The following is a 20,439-nucleotide window of genomic DNA, read 5'->3' on the forward strand; positions in this document are numbered from 1 at the left end:
CCCATGCCGCACGGCACCGTCAAGCAGTACTGGGACCTGACCAAGCCGCGCGTGGTCGCGCTGATCGTGTTCACCGCGATCGTCGGCATGTTCCTGGCGGTGCCGGGCCTGCCGCCGCTGAAGGAGTCGGTGCTCGGCTTCCTCGGCATCTGGCTGGCGGCGTCGAGTGCGGCCGCGATCAACCAGTTGCTGGACTCGCGCATCGACGCCAAGATGGCGCGCACCTCGTGGCGCCCGATCGTCGCCGGGCAGATCACCCCGACCCAGGCGCTGGTGTTCGCGCTGATCCTGGCCGCGCTGTCGATGACCATCCTGGTGGTGTGGGTCAACACGATCACCGCGCTGCTGACCTTCGCCTCGCTGATCGGCTACGCGGTGGTCTACACCGTGTTCCTCAAGCGCGCCACGCCGCAGAACATCGTCATCGGCGGCATCGCCGGCGCGGCGCCGCCGCTGCTGGGCTGGGCTGCCATCACCGGCATGCGCGGCGAGTGGGACTGGCCGCATGCACTGCTGCTGGTGCTGATCATCTTCGTCTGGACGCCGCCGCACTTCTGGGCGCTGGCGATCTTCCGCCGCGCCGACTACGCACGCGCGATGGTGCCGATGCTGCCGGTCACCCACGGCGTGGAATACACGCGCTGGCAGATCCTGTTCTACACCGTGCTGCTGGTCGCCGTGACGGTGCTGCCGTGGGTGGCGGGCATGAGCGGGCTGTTCTACCTGGGCGGCGCGCTGGTGCTGGGCGTGGTGTTCCTGGGCTATGCCTGGAAGCTGATGGACCCGCCCGACGAGCTGTACGCGATGAAGGTCTTCAACTACTCCATCGTCTACCTGATGGCGCTGTTCGCCTTCCTGCTGCTCGACCACTGGCTGCTGCCGCTCCTGCAGCCGGCTGCCGCAATGGAGCTGCAGCCGCTAAGCTGAGGGTCCAACCACCCGAACCACCAACCCACTGGACGCGCCCATGCTGAAGCAGCGAGACCGCCTGACCCTGTCGTTGTCCTCGCTGTTTGTTGCATTGGCCTTTGCCGGCGCCGCGCCGGCCCAGCCCGTCACCCCGGGCCAGCCCGCCGAAGGCAAGGGCGACGTGGTGGTGACCGCGCAGCGCCTGTTCGACGCGCGCAGCGGCCGCTACGTGGAAAGCCCGCAGGTACTGATCCGCGACGGCCGCGTGGTCTCGGTCGGTCACGCCGGCGATGCCGCGCCGGCCGATGCACGTCGCATCGACCTGCCGGGCATGACCCTGCTGCCGGGCCTGATCGACATGCATGTGCACCTCGACAGCGACCCGAGCTACGGCGGTTACACCGGCCTGCAGTTCAACGACCGCTTCTGGTCCATCCTGACCGTGCCGCATGCGCAGAGCACGCTGATGGCCGGATTCACCACCGTGCGCAATGTCGGTTCTGATGCCTGGAACGACGTCGGCCTGCGCCAGGCGATCGAGGAAGGCAAGGTCATCGGCCCGCGCGTGGTCACTGCTGCCTACGCTTTCGGCGCCACCGGCGGCCACTGCGACTCGACCTTCTTCCCGCCGTCGATGGACCAGCACAGCGAATTCAACGCCGACAGCCCGGCCGAGGCGCGCAAGCGCGTGCGCGAACTGCGCAAGTACGGCGCCCAGGTGATCAAGATCTGCGCGACCGGCGGCGTGTTCTCGCGCAACACCGAGCCGGGCCAGCAGCAGATGAGCTTCGACGACATGAAGGCGGTCGCTGACGAGGCCCACCAGTGGGGCCTGAAGGTGGCCGCGCACGCGCACGGCGCGGCCGGCATCAAGGACGCTATCCGCGCCGGCATCGACACCATCGAGCACGCCAGCCTGATCGACGACGAAGGCATCCGCCTCGCCCGCGAGCGCGGCGCCTGGTTGTCGATGGACATCTACAACACCGACTACACCCAGGCCGAAGGCAAGAAAAACGGCGTGCTGGAGGACAACCTGCGCAAGGACCGCGAAGTGGCCGACATCCAGCGCGAGAACTTCCGCAAGGCCAACAAGGCCGGCGTGAAGATGATCTACGGCACCGACGCGGGCGTGTATCCGCACGGTTACAACGGCCGCCAGTTCGCGGTGATGGTGCGCTATGGCATGACGCCGGTGCAGGCGATCCAGGCGGCGACGGTCAATGCGTCGCAGGCGCTGGGTCGCGACGACGTCGGCGTGATCGAGGCCAATCGCTGGGCCGACATGATCGCTGTCTCCGGTGACCCGCTGCAGAACGTGTCGCTGCTGGAATCGGTGCCCTTCGTGATGAAGGGCGGCGTGGTGGTCAAGGAAGCGCCGGCACGCTGATCCACGGAGCCCGGGCGCGCATTGCGCGCACCGGGCCGGGGACTGACCGCCTGGCTAGTGCGCCGCGACTGCGGCGCCGGGCGCGATGATCAGGGGCTTGGCCGACACCAGTCGCGACGGATCCAGCAGCGCGCCCATGGTCGGGTCGGCCGGATAACGCGTGCCGTCGAACTCCATCGCGACCACGCCGGACTCGCCGTCGCCGCCGACCGTCACCAGCAGGTCGCGCCAGCCGCGATTGCTGCGGTCGGCCACGGCGATCGGGGCGCGAGTCGACGCTGATTCGCCCACCAGCTTGTAGCCGTCGGCGCCGCCGCGGAACACCAGCAGCGTGCAGCCGCCGGCGTCGCACCAGTTCTGGTCATCGAGCAGCATCAACAGGTCGTCTATGCCGTCGCCGTCGAGGTCGGCACTGGCGTCGCGGTGCGCGGGCATCTCGCGGATGCTGCGTGAGGCGAGGAACTTGCCCAGCGCGGTTTCGGCGCGCTGGTGCTCACTTACCTGCGGCGGCGGCGCCAGGGCGACCTCGGTCGTCGTGCCTGAATGCTCTGCGCATGCGGCGACCAGAAGGCTAAACAGGGGAACGGTCAACCAGAGGACGCGCATGGCCACGACTCCATCGGATGTGGCCAGCCTAGGCGCGTGCGTGTCGCGACCGGGTCAACGTCTGGCGACGTCGACCCGGCTTGATGAATCACAACTCGTTCATGAATCCGGTCACTGCCCGCCGATCAGGTTCTGCTGCCAGAACAGGATCGAGGCGGCACCGAAGTAGTCGACGTTGCTCTTCTTCCGGAAGCCATGGCCCTCGTCGTCGAACAGCAGGTACCAGACCGGCTGGCCGTTGCCGCGAACCGCCTTCACGATCTGCTCGGCCTCGGAGTAGGGCACGCGCGGGTCGTTCTTGCCCTGGGCGACGAACAGCTTGGAGCGGATCCGGTCGGCGTGGTTGAGAGGTGAGATCTGTTCGAACACGGCTGCCATCTTCGGGTCGCGCTCGTCGCCGTACTCCGCCCGGCGCAGGTCGCGGCGGTAGCTCTCGGTGTTCTTCAGGAACGTGCCGAAGTGGGAGATGCCGACGACGTCGATACCGGCCTTGATGCGGTCGCTGTAGTGCATCAGCGACGACAGCACCATGTAGCCGCCGTAGCTGCCGCCGAACACGCCCACGCGCTGGGCGTCGAGCTCGGGCTGCTGGCCCACCCAGTCGAGCAGGGCGCCGATGTCCTTGACCGAGTCCTCGCGCTTGTCGGCGTTGTCCAGGTCGAGGTAGGTCTTGCCGTAGCCTTCCGAGCCGCGCACGTTCGGCAGCAGCATTGCCACGCCCAGTTCATTGGCAAGGAACTGCGCGGTCGGGTTGAAGGTCGGCAACGACTGGCCTTCCGGGCCGCCGTGAATGTTGATCACCACCGGGATGCGCTTGCCGGCCGGCACGTTGGCCGGGCGGTAGTAGAACGCCGGGATCATGCGCGGCTTGCCGTCGACGGTGTCGAAGGTCTGGTAGTGGACCAGCGTCGGGGCGACGAACTTCGCCGGGTCCAGGCCGCCGACCTCACTCTGCGTCCAGCGCGTGATCGACGCCTTGCCCAGGTCGATCACGTGCACGTCGCTCGGCGAGGTCGCCGAGTTCATCGTCACTGCCAGGCGCTTGCCGTCGGGCGAGAAACCCAGGTTCACGACGAGGCCGATCGGCAACTCCGGCAGCTTCACCGGCTTGTGCGAAGGCAGGGCGAGCACGTGCAGCCTGTAGATACCGTCCTCGTTGGTGGTGTAGGCGAGGTGGCGGCCGTCGTCGGCGATCGCCAGGTCCTCGACGTCCCACGGCGTGTTGGCGGTCAGCACTTCGAACTTGCCACTGGCCGGGTTGTGGTAGCGCAGGCTGTGGAACTCCTGCGGCTTGCCCATGCCTTCATCGGTATGGACGGGCTCGTTGGAGATGAAGTACACCGACTTGCCGTCGGGCGCGAACTTGAAACCCTTGAACGACGCCTTGCCGCCATCGACCGGGAACAGCTCCAGCTTGCCGCTGTCGACATCGACCACGCCGGGATAGGCCTCGGCGGCCGACACATACTTCATCACCAGCAGACGCTTGCCGTCGGGCGAGAAATCCATCGCGTTCCACTGGCCGCCTTCAGTGACCAGCGCGCGCGACTTCTTCGTGGCGAAGTCCATCACCCACAGGTCGGTGTCCTTGCCGTTGCGCGCGGTGCTGCTCCAGGCGAAGCGGCTGCCGTCATGGGCGAACAGCGGGTCCTGGTTACGCGCCTTGCCGTCGCTGAGCAGCGTGGTGTTGCGCGTCTTCAGGTCGAACCAGTGCAGCTGCCAGAACTCGTTGCCGCCCACGTCCTTGCCGAACACGAAGCCGTCGAGCTTCGACGCCGCCGGCGCGGTTTCGATCGCGGCCAGCGGCTCGGGATAGAACGTCAGCTGCTCGCGCATCCCCAGCGGCTGGCAGACGCGGTGCGCCTGCGCGGTTTCGGCAAAGCGCGTGCTGACCAGCATGCAGCTGCCGCTCCAGCCGGCGAAGACCGCGCCGCGCGTGTTCTGGTAGCGGTTGAGCTGGTCCACCAGCGCCGGCGGAATGGCCGGGATGTTCTCACTGGTGCGGTTGCCGATGTGTTCGCGCGCGGGCGTTGCGGCCGGCGTTGCCGACAGGGCAGGCATGCTGGCGAGCGCAAGGATCGACAACGCAAGGCTGCGGTGCAGTGGCATCTTCTGGACTCCCCGGTGACTTCGGACGATGGTGCCGAGCTTAGCCCGGGTCGCCTTTGCGCGGCCGGGTCGGAAGTCACGCGGTGGGGCGTCGGCATCAGCCGCGCGGGATCGCCCGCGCCCGGCTGGCGCGCAGGCTCAGCAGTTCGCGCATCTCGTGTTTCTCGGCCTCGTCCAGTTCGGAGGTGCGGCGCGACTGCAATGCCTCGATGCGCTGCTGGATCGCCTGCTCCTCCAGCCGGCCGATCGAGTCCAGGAACGCCTGCTGGCGTTTGTCGGCATTGTCGAGCACGCGGGCATCGAGCGGCGTCGCAGCCGTGGTCTCCACTGCGCGCGCGGTGGCCAGCTTGGTCAGCGCCGGCGCTTCGCTGCGGTCGGCAAAGTGTTCGAGGATCAGGCCGGTCGAAATGTCGGGGCGCTCGTGCACGAGTTCGACCAGTTCCACCAGCAGGCCGACGCCAGGCTGGTCGAGCGAGGCGAAATGCAGCGACGACGGCACCGCCAGCGCGATGGCCGGTTGCTGCAGCAACAACGTGATGGCGCTGCGCACCAGCGACGGCTTGTTGGCCGTCGGCGTGGCCGGTCGCTGCGGACGCTGCGCCGTGGACTCCGGGCTGTTGGCGCGCGCGCCGACGCCGGTGAGCTCGGTCAGGCGCTGCTTCATCAGGTCGCCGAAGGCGCCGTCTGGAATCTGCGCGAGCAGTGGCTTGGCGCGTTCGGCCAGGCGGCCGCGGCCTTCCAGCGTGCCCAGGTTGACGTCGCTGGAGAGCGAGTCGAAGAAGAACTGCGACAGCGGCGTAGCCTCGCGCAGGCGCAGTTCGAAACCCTCGCGGGCTTCCTTGCGCACCAGCGAATCGGGGTCCTCGCCATCGGGCAGGAACAGGAAGAGCGCCTGGCGGCCGTCCTTCATGCGCGGCAGCACCGACTCCACGGCTTTCCACGCCGCACCGCGGCCGGCGCGGTCGCCGTCGAAGCAGAAGTAAACGTCCGGTGCGTTGCGGAACAGCAGCTCGGCGTGGTCGGGCGTGGTCGCGGTACCCAGTGTCGCCACGGCGCAATCGACGCCGTGCTCGAACAGCGCGACGACGTCCATGTAGCCTTCGACGACGATCAGCTTGTCGATCTTGTTGTGCGCCTGGCGCACCTGCCACAGGCCGTAGAGCTCGCGTCCCTTGTGGAACAGCGCGGTCTCGGGCGAATTGAGGTACTTGGGGCCGGCGTCCTTGCCGTCACTGGGGGCGTTGAGCACGCGACCGCCGAAGGCGATCGTGCGACCGCGCCGGTCGAGGATCGGGAACATCACCCGGTCGCGGAACTTGTCGTAGACGCGGCCGGTGTCGTTCTTCGAGAACAGGCCGGCGCGTTCGAGCAGCGACATCCGCCGCGGATCGGTGCCGAGCGCATCGCGCAGCGCGTTGAAGCCGTCGGGTGCGTAGCCGATACCGAACTGCTCACGGATGGCGGCGCTGACGTTGCGGCCGTCGAGATAGGCCTGCGCCTTGGCGCTGCCGGCGAGCTGCTTCTGGAAAAACTTCGACGCCGCTTCAACCGCGGCGTAAAGGTCGATGCTGTCGGGATTGACGTTGCGTTGCTGCGTATCGCGCGGCACTTCCATGCCGGTGCGCTTGGCCAGCTCTTCGACCGCGTCGAGGAACTCGAGGCGGTCGTAGTTCATCAGGAAGCTGATCGCGGTGCCGTGCGCGCCGCAGCCGAAGCAGTGATAGAACTGCTTGGTCGGCGAGACCGTGAAGCTGGGCGAGCGCTCGTCATGGAACGGGCAACGCGCCGAGTACTCCTTGCCCTGGCGCTTCAACGGCACGCGCGACCCGATCAGCTCGACGATGTCGGCGCGGGCGAGCAGGTCGTCGATGAATGCGTCGGGGATGCGGGCCATCGGAGCTTTGTACCGCGTCCTGCGCTGGTGCGGGAGGTGGGTAAACCCGTTCGGCCTGAGCGTAGCGCAGCGAAGTCGAAGGGGCTGCCATGTGGGCGGCCCTTCGACTACGCGCCGTCGGCGCTACGCTCAGGGCGAACGGGGTTTTCCGGCCGCCCACCCGCGGGCGGGGGCGGGAGGTGGGTAATCAGCCCGCCAGGCGCTTCTTCACCAGCACCGACACCTGGCCCATGTCGGCCTGGCCGGCCAGCTTGGCCTTCAGCGGACCCATCAGCTTGCCCATGTCGGCCGGGCCCGTCGCGCCGGTCTCGGCGATGGCGGCGTCGATGGCGGCCAGGATCTCGGCCTCGCCCATCTTGGCCGGCACATAGCGCTCGATCACCACGATCTCATCGCGCTCGACCTGGGCCAGGTCCTCGCGGTTGGCCGCCTCGTACTGGCTGACCGAGTCGCGGCGCTGCTTGACCATCTTGTCGAGCACGGCAATCACGGCGATGTCGTCGAGCTCGATGCGCTCGTCGACTTCGCGCTGCTTGATGGCGGCGTTGATCAGGCGGATCACGCCCAGGCTTTGCTTGTTGCCGCTCTTCATCGCGGCCTTCATGTCATCGGTGAGTCGCGTCTTGAGGCTCATCGGGCTGCTCCCTGGCACGGCAAAGTTAAAAACACGGAAACACAAAAAGCCGGCGGCGCATGGGCGCGGCCGGCTTGTGTGATGCGCTCGAGGACGGGTCCGCGCGCTGCGCGGGGCCCGTTAGGGCGATCAGTACAGGCGCTGACGCTTGGTCACATCGCGCGAGGCGCGACGGGCCTGACGCTTCACCGCTGCGGCGGCCTTGCGCTTGCGTTCCTGGGTCGGCTTCTCGTAAAACTCGCGCTTGCGGGTCTCGGCGAGGACGCCGGCCTTCTCACAGGTGCGCTTGAAGCGACGCAGAGCAAACTCAAAAGGCTCGTTTTCGCGGACTTTGACGCTGGGCATACGTAATCTCGTTTCGGGAACCGGCCCGGGCAGGCCGGGGAAGAGCCGCGCATTATAGCGATGGCCGCCTTGAAGGTGCAACATGGTTCCCCCATCAAGGGCACAGGTCCTTGATTCCAGGCCGGAACCGCGTCTATTGGCGCTGCCGGCACGCTTCTCTCCCCCGGAACCCGTCCCTTGAAAGTCCTAGGCATCGAAACCAGCTGCGACGAGACCGGTGTGGCCGTCTATGACACCGACACCGGCCTGCGCGCGCACGCTTTGTACAGCCAGATCGCCCTGCACGCCGAGTACGGCGGGGTGGTGCCCGAGCTGGCCAGCCGCGACCACGTCCGCAAGCTGCTGCCGCTGGTCCGCCAGACCCTGTCGGAGGCCGGCCTGGCCACCTCCGACATCGACGGCGTCGCCTATACCGCCGGTCCCGGCCTGGTCGGGGCCCTGCTGGTCGGCGCCGGCGTGGCCCGCTCGATGGCCTGGGCGCTGGACGTGCCGGCCATCGGCGTCCACCACATGGAAGGCCACCTGCTGGCGCCGCTGCTGGAAGACGACCCCGCGCGCGGTCGGCCGGAGCCGCCGTTCGTGGCGCTATTGGTATCAGGCGGCCATACCCAGCTCATCCACGTCGAGGCGATCGGCCAGTACCGCCTGCTCGGCGAGACCCTGGACGACGCCGCCGGCGAGGCCTTCGACAAGACCGCCAAGCTGATGGGCCTGCCGTACCCGGGTGGGCCGCAGCTGGCCGCACTGGCCGAGCAGGGCCGGCCGGGGGCGTTCAGGTTTTCCCGGCCGATGACCGACCGGCCCGGGCTCGACTTCAGCTTCAGCGGCCTCAAGACCCAAGTGCTGCTGGCCTGGCGCGACAGCGACCAGTCCGACCAGACCCGCGCCGACATCGCCCGCGGCTTCGAGGACGCGGTGGTCGAGACGCTTGCGATCAAATGCGGGCGTGCGCTGGACGCGGCCGATTGCGGGACGCTGGTGGTCGCCGGTGGTGTCGGCGCCAACAAGCGCCTGCGCGCGCGGCTGGAGGAAATGGCGAACAAGCGCGGCGGTCGGGTCAGCTTCCCGCGGCCGGCGTTCTGCACCGACAACGGCGCGATGATCGCCTTCGCCGGCGCCCTGAGGCTCCAGGCCGGGCAGCATGGCGACCTGGCGGTGCGGGTGACGCCGCGGTGGGACATGGCGACCCTGGACGTGGTGGGTTCTCCGTAACCGCCGACAACGCTACATTCCCCACCCCTGACTTCGTACCGGCCATCGCCCCATGGACCACGTCTTCATCGAAGGCCTCGAGATCGAGGCGCTGATCGGCATCTACGACTGGGAGCGGCGGATCCGCCAGCCGCTGGTGTTCGACATCGAGATGGCCTTCGACAACCGCATCCCCGCGGCCAGCGACGCCATCGAGGACACGCTCAACTACAAGGCGGTCAGCAAGCGCATCGTCGACTACGTGTCGAATTCCGACTTCGGCCTGGTCGAGACGCTGGCCGAGCGCGTCGCGTCGATCATCCTGGAAGAGTTCGGCGTGAAGCAGGTGCGGCTCAAGCTCAGCAAGCCCGGCGCGGTGCGCGGGGCGCGCGCGGTCGGTGTGTCGATCGAACGTTCGGCGGGCTGAACCGCGCGCATGAGCCATGCCTACCTGAGTCTTGGCAGCAACGTTGATGCCATCCGCCACCTGCGCGCGGCCGTGACGGCGCTGGGCGAACGCTTCGGCGACGTCGTGCTGTCGGCGGTGTACCGCACCCGCGCAGTCGGGTTCGACGGGCCCGACTTCTTCAACGCCGCGGCGATCATCGAGACCGATCTGGAGCCGTCGGCGCTCAACACCTGGCTGCACGATCTGGAAGACCGCCACGGCCGCGACCGCAGCGGTCCGCGTTATGGCGACCGCACGCTCGACATCGACATCGTGCTGTTCGACGACCGCGTGCTCGAAGGCGCCGGCAACCTGCGCATTCCGCGGCCTGAGCTGAAGCATGCATTCGTGCTGCGGCCGCTGGCGGAGATCGCGCCGGATGTGGCCGTGCCCGGGACCGGCCAGACGCTCGCGCAACTGTGGGCGGCGCACCCGGAGCATGGGGCGCAATGGGAGTCGGTGGGCATCTAGGGTTCCCGGGTGTCTGGAATGGGTTGGCCGTCAGGGTTTGATCGCCATGCCACTTGCCCTTGCCGCCGCGCGGCCCGAGGATGCGCTCTCGGTCCATGGGGGATCAGCAAGGGGATTGCGATGTTCGAGAAGTTCTCGCGCAGTTGGGAGCTGGTGAAGGCGAGCGCGGCGGTGCTGCGTTCGGACAAGGAACTGATGGTGTTCCCGATCGTGTCGGCGCTGGCCACGCTGGTGGTGCTGGCGACGTTCATGGTGCCGATGCTGGGCTGGCGCATCTTCCAGCATGGATTCGGCGTGACCGGCATGGTCTGGATGTTCATCTTCTACTTCTGCCAGTACACGGTAATCATCTTCTTCAACTGCGCGCTGGTCGGCGCGGCGATGATCCGGCTGGAAGGTGGCGATCCGACGCTGGCCGACGGCATCAACGCCGCCAAGGCGCGCCTGCCGGCGATCCTCGGCTACGCCGCGATCGCAGCGACGGTCGGCATGTTGCTGCAGGCGCTGCGCAACAAGGAAAACAACTTCCTCGTTCGCCTGCTCGGCAGTGGCCTGGGTGCGGCCTGGACGCTGGCGACCTTCCTGGTTGCGCCGGTGCTGGTCAGCGAGGAGATCGGTCCGGTCGAGGCGCTCAAGAAGAGCGCGAGCCTGCTGCGCCACACCTGGGGCGAGAACGCCATCGGCAACGTCGGCATTGGCCTGGCCTTCAGCCTGATCATGGTCGGCGTCGGCCTGGTCGGCGCGCTGATCGCCTTCGTCGCCGCGCAACTGTCGATGTACCTGGCAGTCGCGGTGGTGATCGTGTTCGTGATCGCGTTGCTGCTGCTGGGCGTCTACCAGGCGGCACTGGGTGGCATCTACTCGGCCGCGCTGTACCGCTACGCGACGCAGGGCGAGGCGCCGCCGGAATTCCAGAACCTGCGTCTGGAGCAGGCGTTCGCGACGAAGTAAGTCTCCCCTCTCCCTGGCCACGTTCGTGGCCGGGGAGGGGTGTCAGGCGTTCAGCAGCCTGCCGCCATCCAGGTGCAGCACCTGTCCGGTGCTGTAGCGCGCATCCATCAACAGCCAGCGAACGGCCTCGGCGACTTCGCCCGGGGTGCCGGTGCGGCCCATCGGCGTGCGGCCGAGCATGGCCTCCTGCGCGGCCGCATTGGCCGACTCCTCCGGCCACAGGATCGCACCCGGCGACACCGCGTTGACGCGTACATCCGGCGCAAGCTCCAGCGCCAGCGCCTTCGTCATCATCAGCAGCGCCGCCTTCGCCATGCAGTACAGCGCGTGTCCGCGCAGCGGGCGTTCGCCATAGATGTCGGTGAGGTTGACCACCGCGCCCTGCGCCGCGCGCAGGTGCGGCGCAGCCGCCTGGGCCAGGAAGAACGGCGCGCGCGCATTGCTGGCGAACAACTGCTCCCACTGCTGCGGCGTGGCCGTGCCGATCGGCGTCGGCGTGAAACTGGAGGCATTGTTGACCAGCGCATCGAGGCGGCCGAAGCGGCCGATGGTGTGCGCGACCAGTTCCGGCAGCCGGTCGAACTCGCCCAGGTCGGCCTGCAGCAGCACGGTGCTGCCGGCGCGGGCGGCTTCGAGCCCGGTTGCCAGCGCCTGGGCCTGCTCGCGCGAATCGCGGTAGTGCAGGGCGAGGTCGTACCCGGCGTCGTGCAGGGTGCGCGCGATCTGCGCGCCGATGCGCTTGGCGCTGCCGGTGATCAGGGCGACGGGGCGGTGGGCTGGCATGGTGGCGATTCTCACCTATCTCGCGGCCCGGTCGGGGATAATCCCGCCATGTCGTCACTCCCTCCCCCCGATGCGGACGCGCTGGCCCACAGCGCCCGCCTTGATGCGGTCATCCGCGCCCAGATCGCCGACAACGGCGGCGCCATCGCGTTCTCGCGCTTCATGGAGCTGGCGCTGTACGCGCCGGGTCTGGGCTACTACAGCGCGGGCGCCAGCAAGTTCGGCGAAAGCGGCGACTTCGTCACCGCCCCGGAGATCGGCCCGATCTTCGCCGCCTGCGTGGCCGACAGCGTCGCCCCGGTGATGCAGCAGCTCGGCGCCGGCGCGCGCTTCCTCGAACTGGGTGGCGGCACAGGCGCCTTCGCCGAGGTCGCGCTCAAGCGGTTGATGGAGCTGGACGCGCTGCCCGACCGCTACGCCATCCTCGAACCCAGCGCGGAACTGCGCGAGCGCCAGCGCGAGCGGCTGCAGCAGCGGCTCACCCCGCCGCTGTTCGAGCTGGTCGAATGGCTCGATGCGCCGTTCGGCGATGACTGGGACGGCGTGCTGTTCGCCAACGAAGTCATCGATGCCTTGCCGGCGCCGCGCTTCGCCATGGAGGCCGGCGAGGTCTACGAGGAGCATGTCGCGATCGAAGCCGGCGAGCTGGTGCGCGTGCTGCGCCCGGCCGATGCCTTCCTCGGCAACGCGGTGCGTCACCTCGAACGCAACCTTGGCCGCGAGTTCGCCCAGGGTTACCGATCCGAGACACTGCCGCAGCTGCCCTACTGGGTGCAGGCGGTATCGGGCGGCATGCGCAGCGGCGCGATGCTGTTCGTCGACTACGGCTACGTCCGCAGCGAGTACTACCAGGCCGACCGCGACGACGGCACCCTGCGCGCGTTCTACCGCCACCGCATGCACAACGAGCCGCTGCTGTGGCCGGGGCTGCAGGACCTGACCGCGTCGGTCGATTTCACCGCCCTGGCCGAGGCCGGCGTCTCGGCCGGTTTCGACTTCGCCGGCTACTGCTCGCAGGCCAGCTTCCTGCTCGGCAACGGCCTGGCCGGCGTGCTCGAACGCATCGAGCGGATCGCCGACGAGGGCGAACGCCTGCGCCGCACCCAGGAGGTCAAGCGCCTGACCCTGCCCAGCGAGATGGGCGAACGCTTCCAGGTGATGGGCTTCGAGAAGGGCGTCGAGTTCGGCGCGGCGTTCCTCGTCGGCGACCTGAGCTTCCGCCTGTGACGCCGCTGCTGAGGGAACTGCGCTGGCCGCGCCTGTGGCTGGGCCTGTGGCTGCTGATGATCGCTGCGGTCATCGTGACCTCGCTGGTGGCGGCCTCCGACCTGCCACCGCCTGCGTTCGACGGCATCGACAAGTTCGAGCACTTCTTCTCCTATCTGATCCTGAGCGCCTACGGGGTGATGCTGATCGAGCGCCGGCGACCGCAGGCGCTGATGGCAGCCGGGCTGATTGCCCTGGGCGTCGGACTGGAGATCGCCCAGGGCGCCCTGACCACTTCGCGCCAGGCCGACTCGGCCGACGCACTGGCCAACTCGCTGGGTGTGCTGGCCGGGCTGATCCTGGCCGCGACCCCGGTTTCGCGGGGTCTGCAATGGCTGGAGGCGCGGTTTCGATAATGTGACCGCCGTCAAATGGCGACAAAATCGCCATCACGGCACACACGGCAAAGCGAGTGCAGGTATTGCGCAAAGGTTAAGAGATGGTTAAAGCTCGGGGTGGGCTCAACAGGGGGAGTCCGCCCACCCTGAGTGAAGGAACCACCGATGCCTGCCATTACCCGCAATCGCTTGGCCCTGGCTGTCACGGCCAGTCTGGCCGCCAGTCTTTTCAGCTCCACCGTACTGGCCCAGGATCCCACCGCGGCCCAGGTCCGCTCCGAGGCCACCACCCTCGACCGCATCCAGGTCACCGGCTCGCGCGTGCGCGGCCGCACCGCCGAGGACACGGCCGCACCGGTCGACATCATCGGCAAGGAAGAGCTCAACGCCACCGGCGCGATGGAGCTCGGCCAGATCCTGCAGATGCTGGAGCCGTCGTTCAATTTCTCCCGCACCTTCGTCAGCGACGGTACCGACATCCTGCGCCCGGCGACGCTGCGCGCGCTGGGTCCGGACCAGGTGCTGGTGCTCGTCAACGGCAAGCGCCGCCACCAGCAGGCGCTGGTCAACGTGCAGCAGACCATCGGCCGCGGTTCGGCCGGCACCGACATCAACTCGATCCCGGTGTCGGCGATCGAGCGCGTCGAAGTGCTGCGCGACGGCGCTGCGGCGCAGTACGGCTCCGACGCCATCTCCGGCGTGATCAACATCATCCTCAAGGAACAGACCGACCACACCGACCTCTCGGTGGAAGGCTCGCAGTACTACGCCGGCGATGGCGAGATGCTGCACGGTTCGGTCAACACCGGCTTCAAGCTCGGCGGCGACGGCTTCCTCAACCTGTCGGCCGAAGCGCGCAACCGCAACGAGACCAACCGTGCCGGCCCCGACAGCCTGCGCGTGGATCCGCCGCGCGTGACCCAGCGCCTGGGCGACGCCGATGCCAAGGACTACTACCTGTGGTTCAACAGCGGCCTGCCGCTGGCCGGCGGCGAGTTGTACGTCTTCGGCGGCTGGTCCAAGCGCGAAGGCGACTCGTCGGGCTTCTTCCGCAGCGCCGGTGACAACCGCACCGTGCCGGAACTCTATCCGGAAGGTTTCCTGCCCAACATCCTGACCACGGTCGAGGACGCCTCGATCGCGGTCGGCTTCAAGCAGCCCATCAACGACCGCTGGGATTGGGACGTGTCGGTGGTGACCGCGCGCAACAAGTTCGGTTTCGAGGAAGGCAATTCGGTCAACGTCAGCTGGTGGTACGAGCCGATCAACCCGGCCGATCCGAACAGCGCGATCTACGGCGCCTCGCCGACGCGCGCCGACACCGGCGAGCTGCAATCGGACCAGACCACGTTCAACCTCGACTTCAGCGGTTATGTCGATGGCATCGGCGGCACGCCGCTGTACCTGTCGACCGGCCTGGAATGGCGCCAGGACGATTACAAGATCCGTCCGGGCGATCCGGTGTCGTACACCTACGGCCGCAACAACGATCGCAGCGTGGTGATCGTCGGCCAGACCGGCGACATCGCGCAGCCGGGCATGCAGGGCTTCCCGGGCTTCTCGCCGACCGAAGCGGTCGATGACGGACGCGACAGCTGGGCGGTCTATCTCGATGCCGAAACCAACCTGAGCGAGAAATTCCTGCTCGGCGCGGCGGTGCGTTTCGAGGACTACTCGGACTTCGGCAACACCACCACCGGCAAGCTGTCGGCTCGCTTCGACGCCACCGAGACCTTCGCCGTGCGCGGCACGCTGTCCACCGGCTTCCGCGCCCCCGGCGTGCAGCAGCTGTTCTACAGCCAGCGTTCGACCAACCTCAACTCCGACGGCATCCTGACCGACACCCTCACCGCGCGCCAGGACAGCGACGTCACCCGCGCGTTCGGCATCGAGCCGCTGCAGGAAGAAACCTCGACCAGCGGCACGCTGGGCTTCGTCTGGCAGCCCAGCGATCGCCTGTCGGTGAGCCTGGACATCTTCCAGATCGACATCGACGACCGCATCATCTTCTCCAGCAACATCGCGCCCGAGTCGGTCGGCACCGACGGCAACGCGTGCGCGGCCGACAACAGCAACTGCCCGATCCACGCCATCCTCGATCCGATCGGCGTCGGCCAGGTGCTGTTCTTCACCAACGCCATCGACACGCGCACCCAGGGCGTCGACCTGACGGTCAACCACAACACCACCTTCGCCGGCGGCAGCACGCTCAACCTGACCGCGCTGGTCCACTTCAACGACACCGAGGTGCGTGCACGCCGCTCGCAGTCGCCGATCCTGTCGCCGACGCAGCTGTTCGACGACACCCAGGTGACGCTGCTCGAAGAGGGGCAACCCGGTGCGCACCATGTGTTCCAGGGCATCTGGGAGAACGGTGCATGGCAGTGGACCGGTCGTGCCAACTACTACGGCTCGGTCGCCGGTGAAGGCTTCACGCCGGGCATCAAGCAGACCTGGGGCGGCAAGTGGCTGTTCGACGCGCAGGTCCGCTACGCCATCAACGACGCCATGGCGGTCACCGTCGGCGGCAACAACATCTTCGACCAGTACCCGGACAAGTGGGATCCTGTGACCGGTGCACCGTTCCCGCAGCTCGGGTTCAAGTACGGTTGGGAAACGATGCCGTTCGGAATGAACGGTGGCAGCTACTACGTCCGCTTCGACTATCGCTTCTAGGCGGTAGCGGCGCGCCGGCCCTGGCTCGCAGGGCCGGCGGCGCACGCGGACGAGACCGGACCGAAAGGGGAGAGAAACGCCGGGCGACGGGCAGGTCGTCCGGCGTTGCTTTTTGTAGCCTCAGCGCTTTCCGGTTACCTGCGCGATCGCCTCGATCCGCGCCTTCTGCATCGCCTCGCCAACGGCCGGACCGCTCAACCCTGCGGCCACCTCGTCGGCGCGCACTTTCATCGCCGCCGCATGGGCTGCGCACAGCGCCCGCCCTTGCGGGTAGTCATCGTCCTCATGCCCGGTGCGGCCGCGCTTGTCGGCCTCGCAGGCAGTGGCGATCTGGGCGATGCGCGCGGGCTTGCGGAAGCCATCGCATCGCGCGATCAGCTCGTACACGGTCTTCGCCTTCAGTTCGTCGAAGCGGTGCACGTTGAGGTGTTCGCGGCACACGGCTTCGGCCAGCTGGCGGTGCTCGGTTGGAACCTTGAGGCGCTCGCACAGGACCTTCAGCGGTGTGAGACCGGCGTGCTCATGGCCGACGTGCCTGGGCAGCACATCGGCTGGCGTCAGCGCCTTGCCCAGGTCATGGGTGAGCGCAGCGAAGCCGATCAGCTCGTCACCCGGTGCGAGCCGCGCGGCCATGTCGCAGACCAGTTCGGCATGGACGCCGGTGTCGACTTCGGGGTGGAACTCCGCGCGCTGTGGCACGCCATACAGCGCGTCGACTTCCGGCAACACCGCGGCGAGCGCGCCGGCGTCATGCAGGGTGCGCAGGAAGGCCGAAGGCGCCGGGCAGGTGATGGCGCGGCGCAGTTCCTTCCACACACGCTCGGGAACCAGCGCCGACAGCTCGCCGGACGCCACCATCGTCCGCATCAGCGCCATCGTCTCCGGCGCAATGGCAAAGCCCATCGGCGCGAAACGGGCCATGAAGCGTCCCGCGCGCAACACCCGCAACGGATCCTCGGCGAAGGCCGGGCCGACATGGCGCAAGACGCGCGCCTCGATGTCGCGCACGCCGCCATAGGGGTCCACCAGGTGTCCTTGCTCGTCCTCGGCAATGGCGTTGATGGTGAAGTCGCGCCGTTGCAGATCCTGCTCCAGCGTCACCGACGGGTCGGCATCGACGACGAAGCCGCGGTAACCGCGGCCGCTCTTGCGCTCGGTGCGGGCGAGCGCGTACTCCTCGCCGGTGTCGGGGTGCAGGAACACCGGAAAGTCGAGGCCGACCGCGCGGAACCCTGCCGCCTCCATCGACGCCTGCGTTTCACCGACCACGACCCAGTCGCGGTCGCCAGGCGGCAGGCCAAGCAGGCGGTCGCGGACGGCGCCGCCGACGAGATAGGTCTTCATGCGGGGGATCTTACATGTGGGAATCCTGGGGGAATTGCGCCCGCGCGCGCGGGGCGAGGGCCTCAGCAACCCGCCAGGATGTCCGGCAGCCGGGGCTCGATCGTCGTCGGCGTGATGCCGAGCCTGCGCAAGCCATCCTCGAAGCTCACCGAGTCGAGCTGCAGCGAGCGCCAGTTGTCGCGGCTGATCGGCTTGCCGGGAATGAACTCGCCGATGCCGGCCTGCATCCGGCCCAGCGCCTGCGGCAGGCCAAGCACGACGCGGTAGCGGCCGCGCCCGCGCGCTGCCAGGTGGACGATGCGACGCAGCGACATCACGTCCGGGCCGACCAGGTCATAGCTGTCGCCGATGCTGCGGCGGTCGTCGAGCGCGCGGGCAAACGCCTCGACCACGTCGCCCACCCAGACCGGCTGGAAACGGGCGTCGGCGCGGCCGATCGGAAGCACGGGAGTCAGCCGCAGCAGGGCGTCGAAGCGGCAGAACAGGCCGTCGCCGGGACCGGCGATGACCGAGGGCCGGAACAGCGTCCAGTCGAGGCCGGATGCACGCACGCGCTGTTCGGCGCGGCCGCGCGACTGCAGGTAATGGCTTTCGCCGTGGCCAGCGTTGAGCGCGCTCATCTGCAGCAGGCGGCGCACGCCCATGTCCTTCATCGCGGCGATCAGCGATTCGGTGATGCCGACGAAAACGTGTTCGAAACCGTCGCCGCGGTCGCCCTTCTCGTTGAGGATGCCGATCAGGTTGACCACCGCGTCGGCGTCGTCGAGCACCGCGGAGAGGAATGCGCGGTCGCCGACATCGCCCTCGATCAGGCTCGCGCCCTGCGGGCGCTTGGCGCGCTTGCCGGGATCGACGCCGCGACTGAGCACGGTGACGCGATCACCACCCTGCAACAGGCGCGCGACGAGATGCCGGCCGACAAAACCGGACCCACCCAGGACGACGACATGACGTTGTGCCATGCCGCGAGTTTAAGGTCCCGGCGCTTTCAGCGCTGTGATGGACGCCTGGGTTGGGTGGCGCGTGGCGCGGGCGCATCCGCGGCAGGTGTTGCCGGCTGTGGGCAGACGAACTGCGTGCGTGCGGCGTCGACACGTCCGCGCATGCGGTCGCTGACCCGGGCCGCGTCGCCGTTGAGGCGCCAATCGTAGAACACGCTGAAGGCAAGCACGCGGGCGACGTACTCGCGGGTTTCCTTGTAGCTGATCGTCTCGATCCAGAAGTCCGGGTCCATGCCCGGCCGCTGCGACTGCCAGCGCGACAGCGGAGACGGCCCGGCGTTGTATCCGGCGATGACCTGGTAGGGCTGGCCGCCGTACTTGTCGAGCAGTTCGCGAAGGTAGGCGGTGCCGAGAATGATGTTGGTGTCCGGGTCGTACAGGCTTTCGGCGCCGCTCCACGGCTGGCCGATGCGGCTGGCGACGCCGGCGCCGGTGCCCGGCAGGATCTGCATCAGGCCCATGGCATTGGCGCTGGAACGCGCGCGTGGGTAGAACACGCTCTCGGCGCGGATCTCGGCCGCGACCCAGGCCGGATCGAGACGGTTGCTCTGGGCCTCGCGCCGGATCGTGGCTTCGTGGTGCAGCGGGAAGCGCAGGCCGTACAGGCGCAGTTCGTCCGGCTTGCCCTTGCCGAGCGCGAACACCGCGCGGTCGAACCAGCCGTTGCCCTGCGCCACCTCCACCGCGATGCGGCGCTGCTCGTCATTGAAGCGCGACAGCGCATCGTCCCATTCGCGCACGGCCCAGCCGACGCGGTCGATCTGGAACAGCGCCATCGCCCGCACGATCGCCGGATCGCGCGCGATCGCCGCCTGCGCCGAGGCGCTGTCGTTGGGCAGCCAGGGGCAGACCGCATACGGCAGGTCGAGCTTGTCGGCGGCGAGGAAACCATGGAAGTCGGGCTTCTTCGCTGCTTCGCGAAACAGGCGGTCGGCGCTGGACTTGTTGCCGGCGCGTTCGTTCAGGCGCGCCTCGAAATACATCCAGCGCGTGTCGCTGCGCTGCTTGGCGCCCATCTTGTTGATCGCCGCCAGCGCCGCCGACCAGTCCGAGCGCGCCATGGCCTCGCGTACTCGCCACTCGTGCAGGCGCTCGTCATAGGCCGCCTCGGGCACGGCGTTGAGGCGCCGCGCCGAGTCCGGCTCGTAGGAGGCCACCGACCACAGCGCGATCTGGTACAGCGCGCGGCCACGCTCTTCATCGCTCAGGCCCAGCGCATCGGCATAGCGCGGCAGGACGGCTTCGGCCGACGCCGGCGAAGCCTTGCCGAACTTCGCCAGCCCTTGCGAGGCGATGGCGCGGCTGCGCGCGGTCTTCGGCCAGGTCAGGGCACGCTCGTGCGGTGCGTCGAGGAAGGCGGCGTAGTCGTTGGCCAGCGCCAGCTGGTCGGCAGGCAGGCCGCGCGCAGCCGCGCGCATGACGCCGGGCTGCCATTCGCCAGCGGCGAGGTCGATGCGTTCCCAGCGCAGCTCCGGGGTCAGTCCGCCCTGTGCAGACAACGCCGCCATCGGTGCATCGCATTCGTCCGGGAGCGATTTGCCGGTGCTGCGCCAGATCGCCTGTGCGTCGCTGGTCCATCCGGCGTCGCTGCGGCCCTGCGCCAGGCGCGCGCTCAGTTCGCCGCAGCGCAATGCCGGGTTCTTGATCTTCGCGTCCCACGCGGCCAGGAATGAACTCCAGTCCTGGCGGCGCGCGGCCGCCGCCAGCCAACCTTCGCGGAACGTATCGGCGACGGCCTGGCCGCTGTATCGCGTCAGGAACGACTGCGCCTGGCTGGCGGAAAGATTGTCGATATCGCGGCGCAGGTTCGCGTACTCGACCCAGCCGTAGAGCGGATGGCGGGCGATGTCGCTGTACTGGCCGGCATCGAAGCGGCCGAGTTCGGCTGCCTCCAGCGCTGCACGCACGCGCGGCAGTTGCGGGTCGACGCTGGCCTTGGGCAGCGCCGGCAACTGCACCGGCGGCGCAGCTGCGGTGCTTTGTGCGCAGGCCGTCGCGGCGAGCGCCACGGTGCACGCAACGAGTACGATTGTGAATGGGCGGGGGAGCATCGTGGGACTATAGCCCAGCGTTGTGAAGCGTC

18 protein-coding genes are annotated in these 20,439 nt (G+C 68.3%); 9 read left to right on the plus strand and 9 right to left on the minus strand.

What is annotated here, in order from left to right; genetic code table 11:
• The first annotated feature begins 3 nt into the window (after positions 1-3).
• Complete coding sequence (locus tag AC1DER_RS07985) at positions 4-927, plus strand: heme o synthase (protein WP_477247255.1); 924 nt, start codon at positions 4-6, stop codon at positions 925-927.
• Positions 928-967: 40 nt separating this feature from the next.
• A complete protein-coding gene (locus tag AC1DER_RS07990) occupies positions 968-2,299 on the plus strand; it encodes a Xaa-Pro dipeptidase (RefSeq protein WP_477247253.1) in 1,332 nt (443 codons plus the stop codon).
• 54 nt (positions 2,300-2,353) lie between these two features.
• On the opposite strand, the gene AC1DER_RS07995 is transcribed toward AC1DER_RS07990, so the two are convergent.
• From AC1DER_RS07995 to rpsU, 5 genes are all read right to left on the minus strand, one after another.
• Positions 2,354-2,905 (minus strand): hypothetical protein, encoded by a 552-nt coding sequence (locus AC1DER_RS07995; RefSeq protein WP_477247251.1) that lies wholly within the window; start codon positions 2,903-2,905, stop codon positions 2,354-2,356.
• Positions 2,906-3,016: 111 nt separating this feature from the next.
• Positions 3,017-5,014, minus strand: coding sequence for a S9 family peptidase (locus AC1DER_RS08000; protein ID WP_477247249.1), 1,998 nt, complete (start codon positions 5,012-5,014; stop codon positions 3,017-3,019).
• Positions 5,015-5,111: 97 nt separating this feature from the next.
• Positions 5,112-6,908 (minus strand): DNA primase, encoded by a 1,797-nt coding sequence (gene dnaG, locus AC1DER_RS08005; protein ID WP_477247247.1) that lies wholly within the window; start codon positions 6,906-6,908, stop codon positions 5,112-5,114.
• Between the two features lie 187 nt (positions 6,909-7,095).
• Positions 7,096-7,542, minus strand: a complete 447-nt coding sequence (locus AC1DER_RS08010) for a GatB/YqeY domain-containing protein (protein ID WP_477247245.1) — start codon at positions 7,540-7,542, stop codon at positions 7,096-7,098.
• A gap of 129 nt (positions 7,543-7,671) precedes the next feature.
• Positions 7,672-7,887, minus strand: a complete 216-nt coding sequence (gene rpsU, locus AC1DER_RS08015) for a 30S ribosomal protein S21 (protein WP_031371286.1) — start codon at positions 7,885-7,887, stop codon at positions 7,672-7,674.
• A 177-nt stretch (positions 7,888-8,064) separates the two neighbouring features.
• On the opposite strand from rpsU, the gene tsaD reads away from it, so the two are divergent.
• The 4 genes from tsaD to AC1DER_RS08035 all read left to right on the plus strand — a co-directional run bounded on the left by tsaD (position 8,065) and on the right by AC1DER_RS08035 (position 10,948).
• Positions 8,065-9,099 (plus strand): tRNA (adenosine(37)-N6)-threonylcarbamoyltransferase complex transferase subunit TsaD, encoded by a 1,035-nt coding sequence (gene tsaD, locus AC1DER_RS08020; RefSeq protein ID WP_477247243.1) that lies wholly within the window; start codon positions 8,065-8,067, stop codon positions 9,097-9,099.
• Positions 9,100-9,151: 52 nt separating this feature from the next.
• A complete protein-coding gene (folB, locus tag AC1DER_RS08025; protein WP_441816369.1) occupies positions 9,152-9,505 on the plus strand; it encodes a dihydroneopterin aldolase in 354 nt (117 codons plus the stop codon).
• 9 nt (positions 9,506-9,514) lie between these two features.
• Complete coding sequence (gene folK / locus AC1DER_RS08030) at positions 9,515-9,997, plus strand: 2-amino-4-hydroxy-6-hydroxymethyldihydropteridine diphosphokinase (protein ID WP_477247240.1); 483 nt, start codon at positions 9,515-9,517, stop codon at positions 9,995-9,997.
• A gap of 120 nt (positions 9,998-10,117) precedes the next feature.
• The gene (locus AC1DER_RS08035) at positions 10,118-10,948 is read left to right on the plus strand and encodes a DUF6159 family protein (protein ID WP_441816371.1); all 831 of its coding nucleotides are present in this window, start codon (positions 10,118-10,120) and stop codon (positions 10,946-10,948) included.
• Positions 10,949-10,990: 42 nt separating this feature from the next.
• Here AC1DER_RS08035 and AC1DER_RS08040 read toward each other — a convergent pair whose 3' ends face one another.
• The gene (locus AC1DER_RS08040) at positions 10,991-11,731 is read right to left on the minus strand and encodes a pteridine reductase (protein WP_477247238.1); all 741 of its coding nucleotides are present in this window, start codon (positions 11,729-11,731) and stop codon (positions 10,991-10,993) included.
• Between the two features lie 48 nt (positions 11,732-11,779).
• Here AC1DER_RS08040 and AC1DER_RS08045 point away from each other — a divergent pair, with 48 nt between their 5' ends.
• The 3 genes from AC1DER_RS08045 to AC1DER_RS08055 all read left to right on the plus strand — a co-directional run bounded on the left by AC1DER_RS08045 (position 11,780) and on the right by AC1DER_RS08055 (position 16,011).
• Positions 11,780-12,958 (plus strand): class I SAM-dependent methyltransferase, encoded by a 1,179-nt coding sequence (locus tag AC1DER_RS08045; protein ID WP_477247235.1) that lies wholly within the window; start codon positions 11,780-11,782, stop codon positions 12,956-12,958.
• Positions 12,955-13,353, plus strand: a complete 399-nt coding sequence (locus tag AC1DER_RS08050; RefSeq protein ID WP_441816374.1) for a VanZ family protein — start codon at positions 12,955-12,957, stop codon at positions 13,351-13,353. The genes AC1DER_RS08045 and AC1DER_RS08050 overlap by 4 nt, the downstream gene beginning before the upstream one ends.
• Before the next feature lie 147 nt (positions 13,354-13,500).
• A complete protein-coding gene (locus AC1DER_RS08055; RefSeq protein ID WP_477247233.1) occupies positions 13,501-16,011 on the plus strand; it encodes a TonB-dependent receptor plug domain-containing protein in 2,511 nt (836 codons plus the stop codon).
• A gap of 120 nt (positions 16,012-16,131) precedes the next feature.
• Here AC1DER_RS08055 and AC1DER_RS08060 read toward each other — a convergent pair whose 3' ends face one another.
• The 3 genes from AC1DER_RS08060 to AC1DER_RS08070 all read right to left on the minus strand — a co-directional run bounded on the left by AC1DER_RS08060 (position 16,132) and on the right by AC1DER_RS08070 (position 20,407).
• The gene (locus AC1DER_RS08060) at positions 16,132-17,355 is read right to left on the minus strand and encodes a multifunctional CCA addition/repair protein (protein WP_477247231.1); all 1,224 of its coding nucleotides are present in this window, start codon (positions 17,353-17,355) and stop codon (positions 16,132-16,134) included.
• A 62-nt stretch (positions 17,356-17,417) separates the two neighbouring features.
• Positions 17,418-18,317 (minus strand): complex I NDUFA9 subunit family protein, encoded by a 900-nt coding sequence (locus tag AC1DER_RS08065; RefSeq protein ID WP_477247229.1) that lies wholly within the window; start codon positions 18,315-18,317, stop codon positions 17,418-17,420.
• A 26-nt stretch (positions 18,318-18,343) separates the two neighbouring features.
• A complete protein-coding gene (locus AC1DER_RS08070) occupies positions 18,344-20,407 on the minus strand; it encodes a transglycosylase SLT domain-containing protein (RefSeq protein ID WP_477247226.1) in 2,064 nt (687 codons plus the stop codon).
• Between the last annotated feature and the right edge of the window lie 32 nt (positions 20,408-20,439).

Source organism: Lysobacter sp. 05T417 (genome assembly GCF_056396405.1).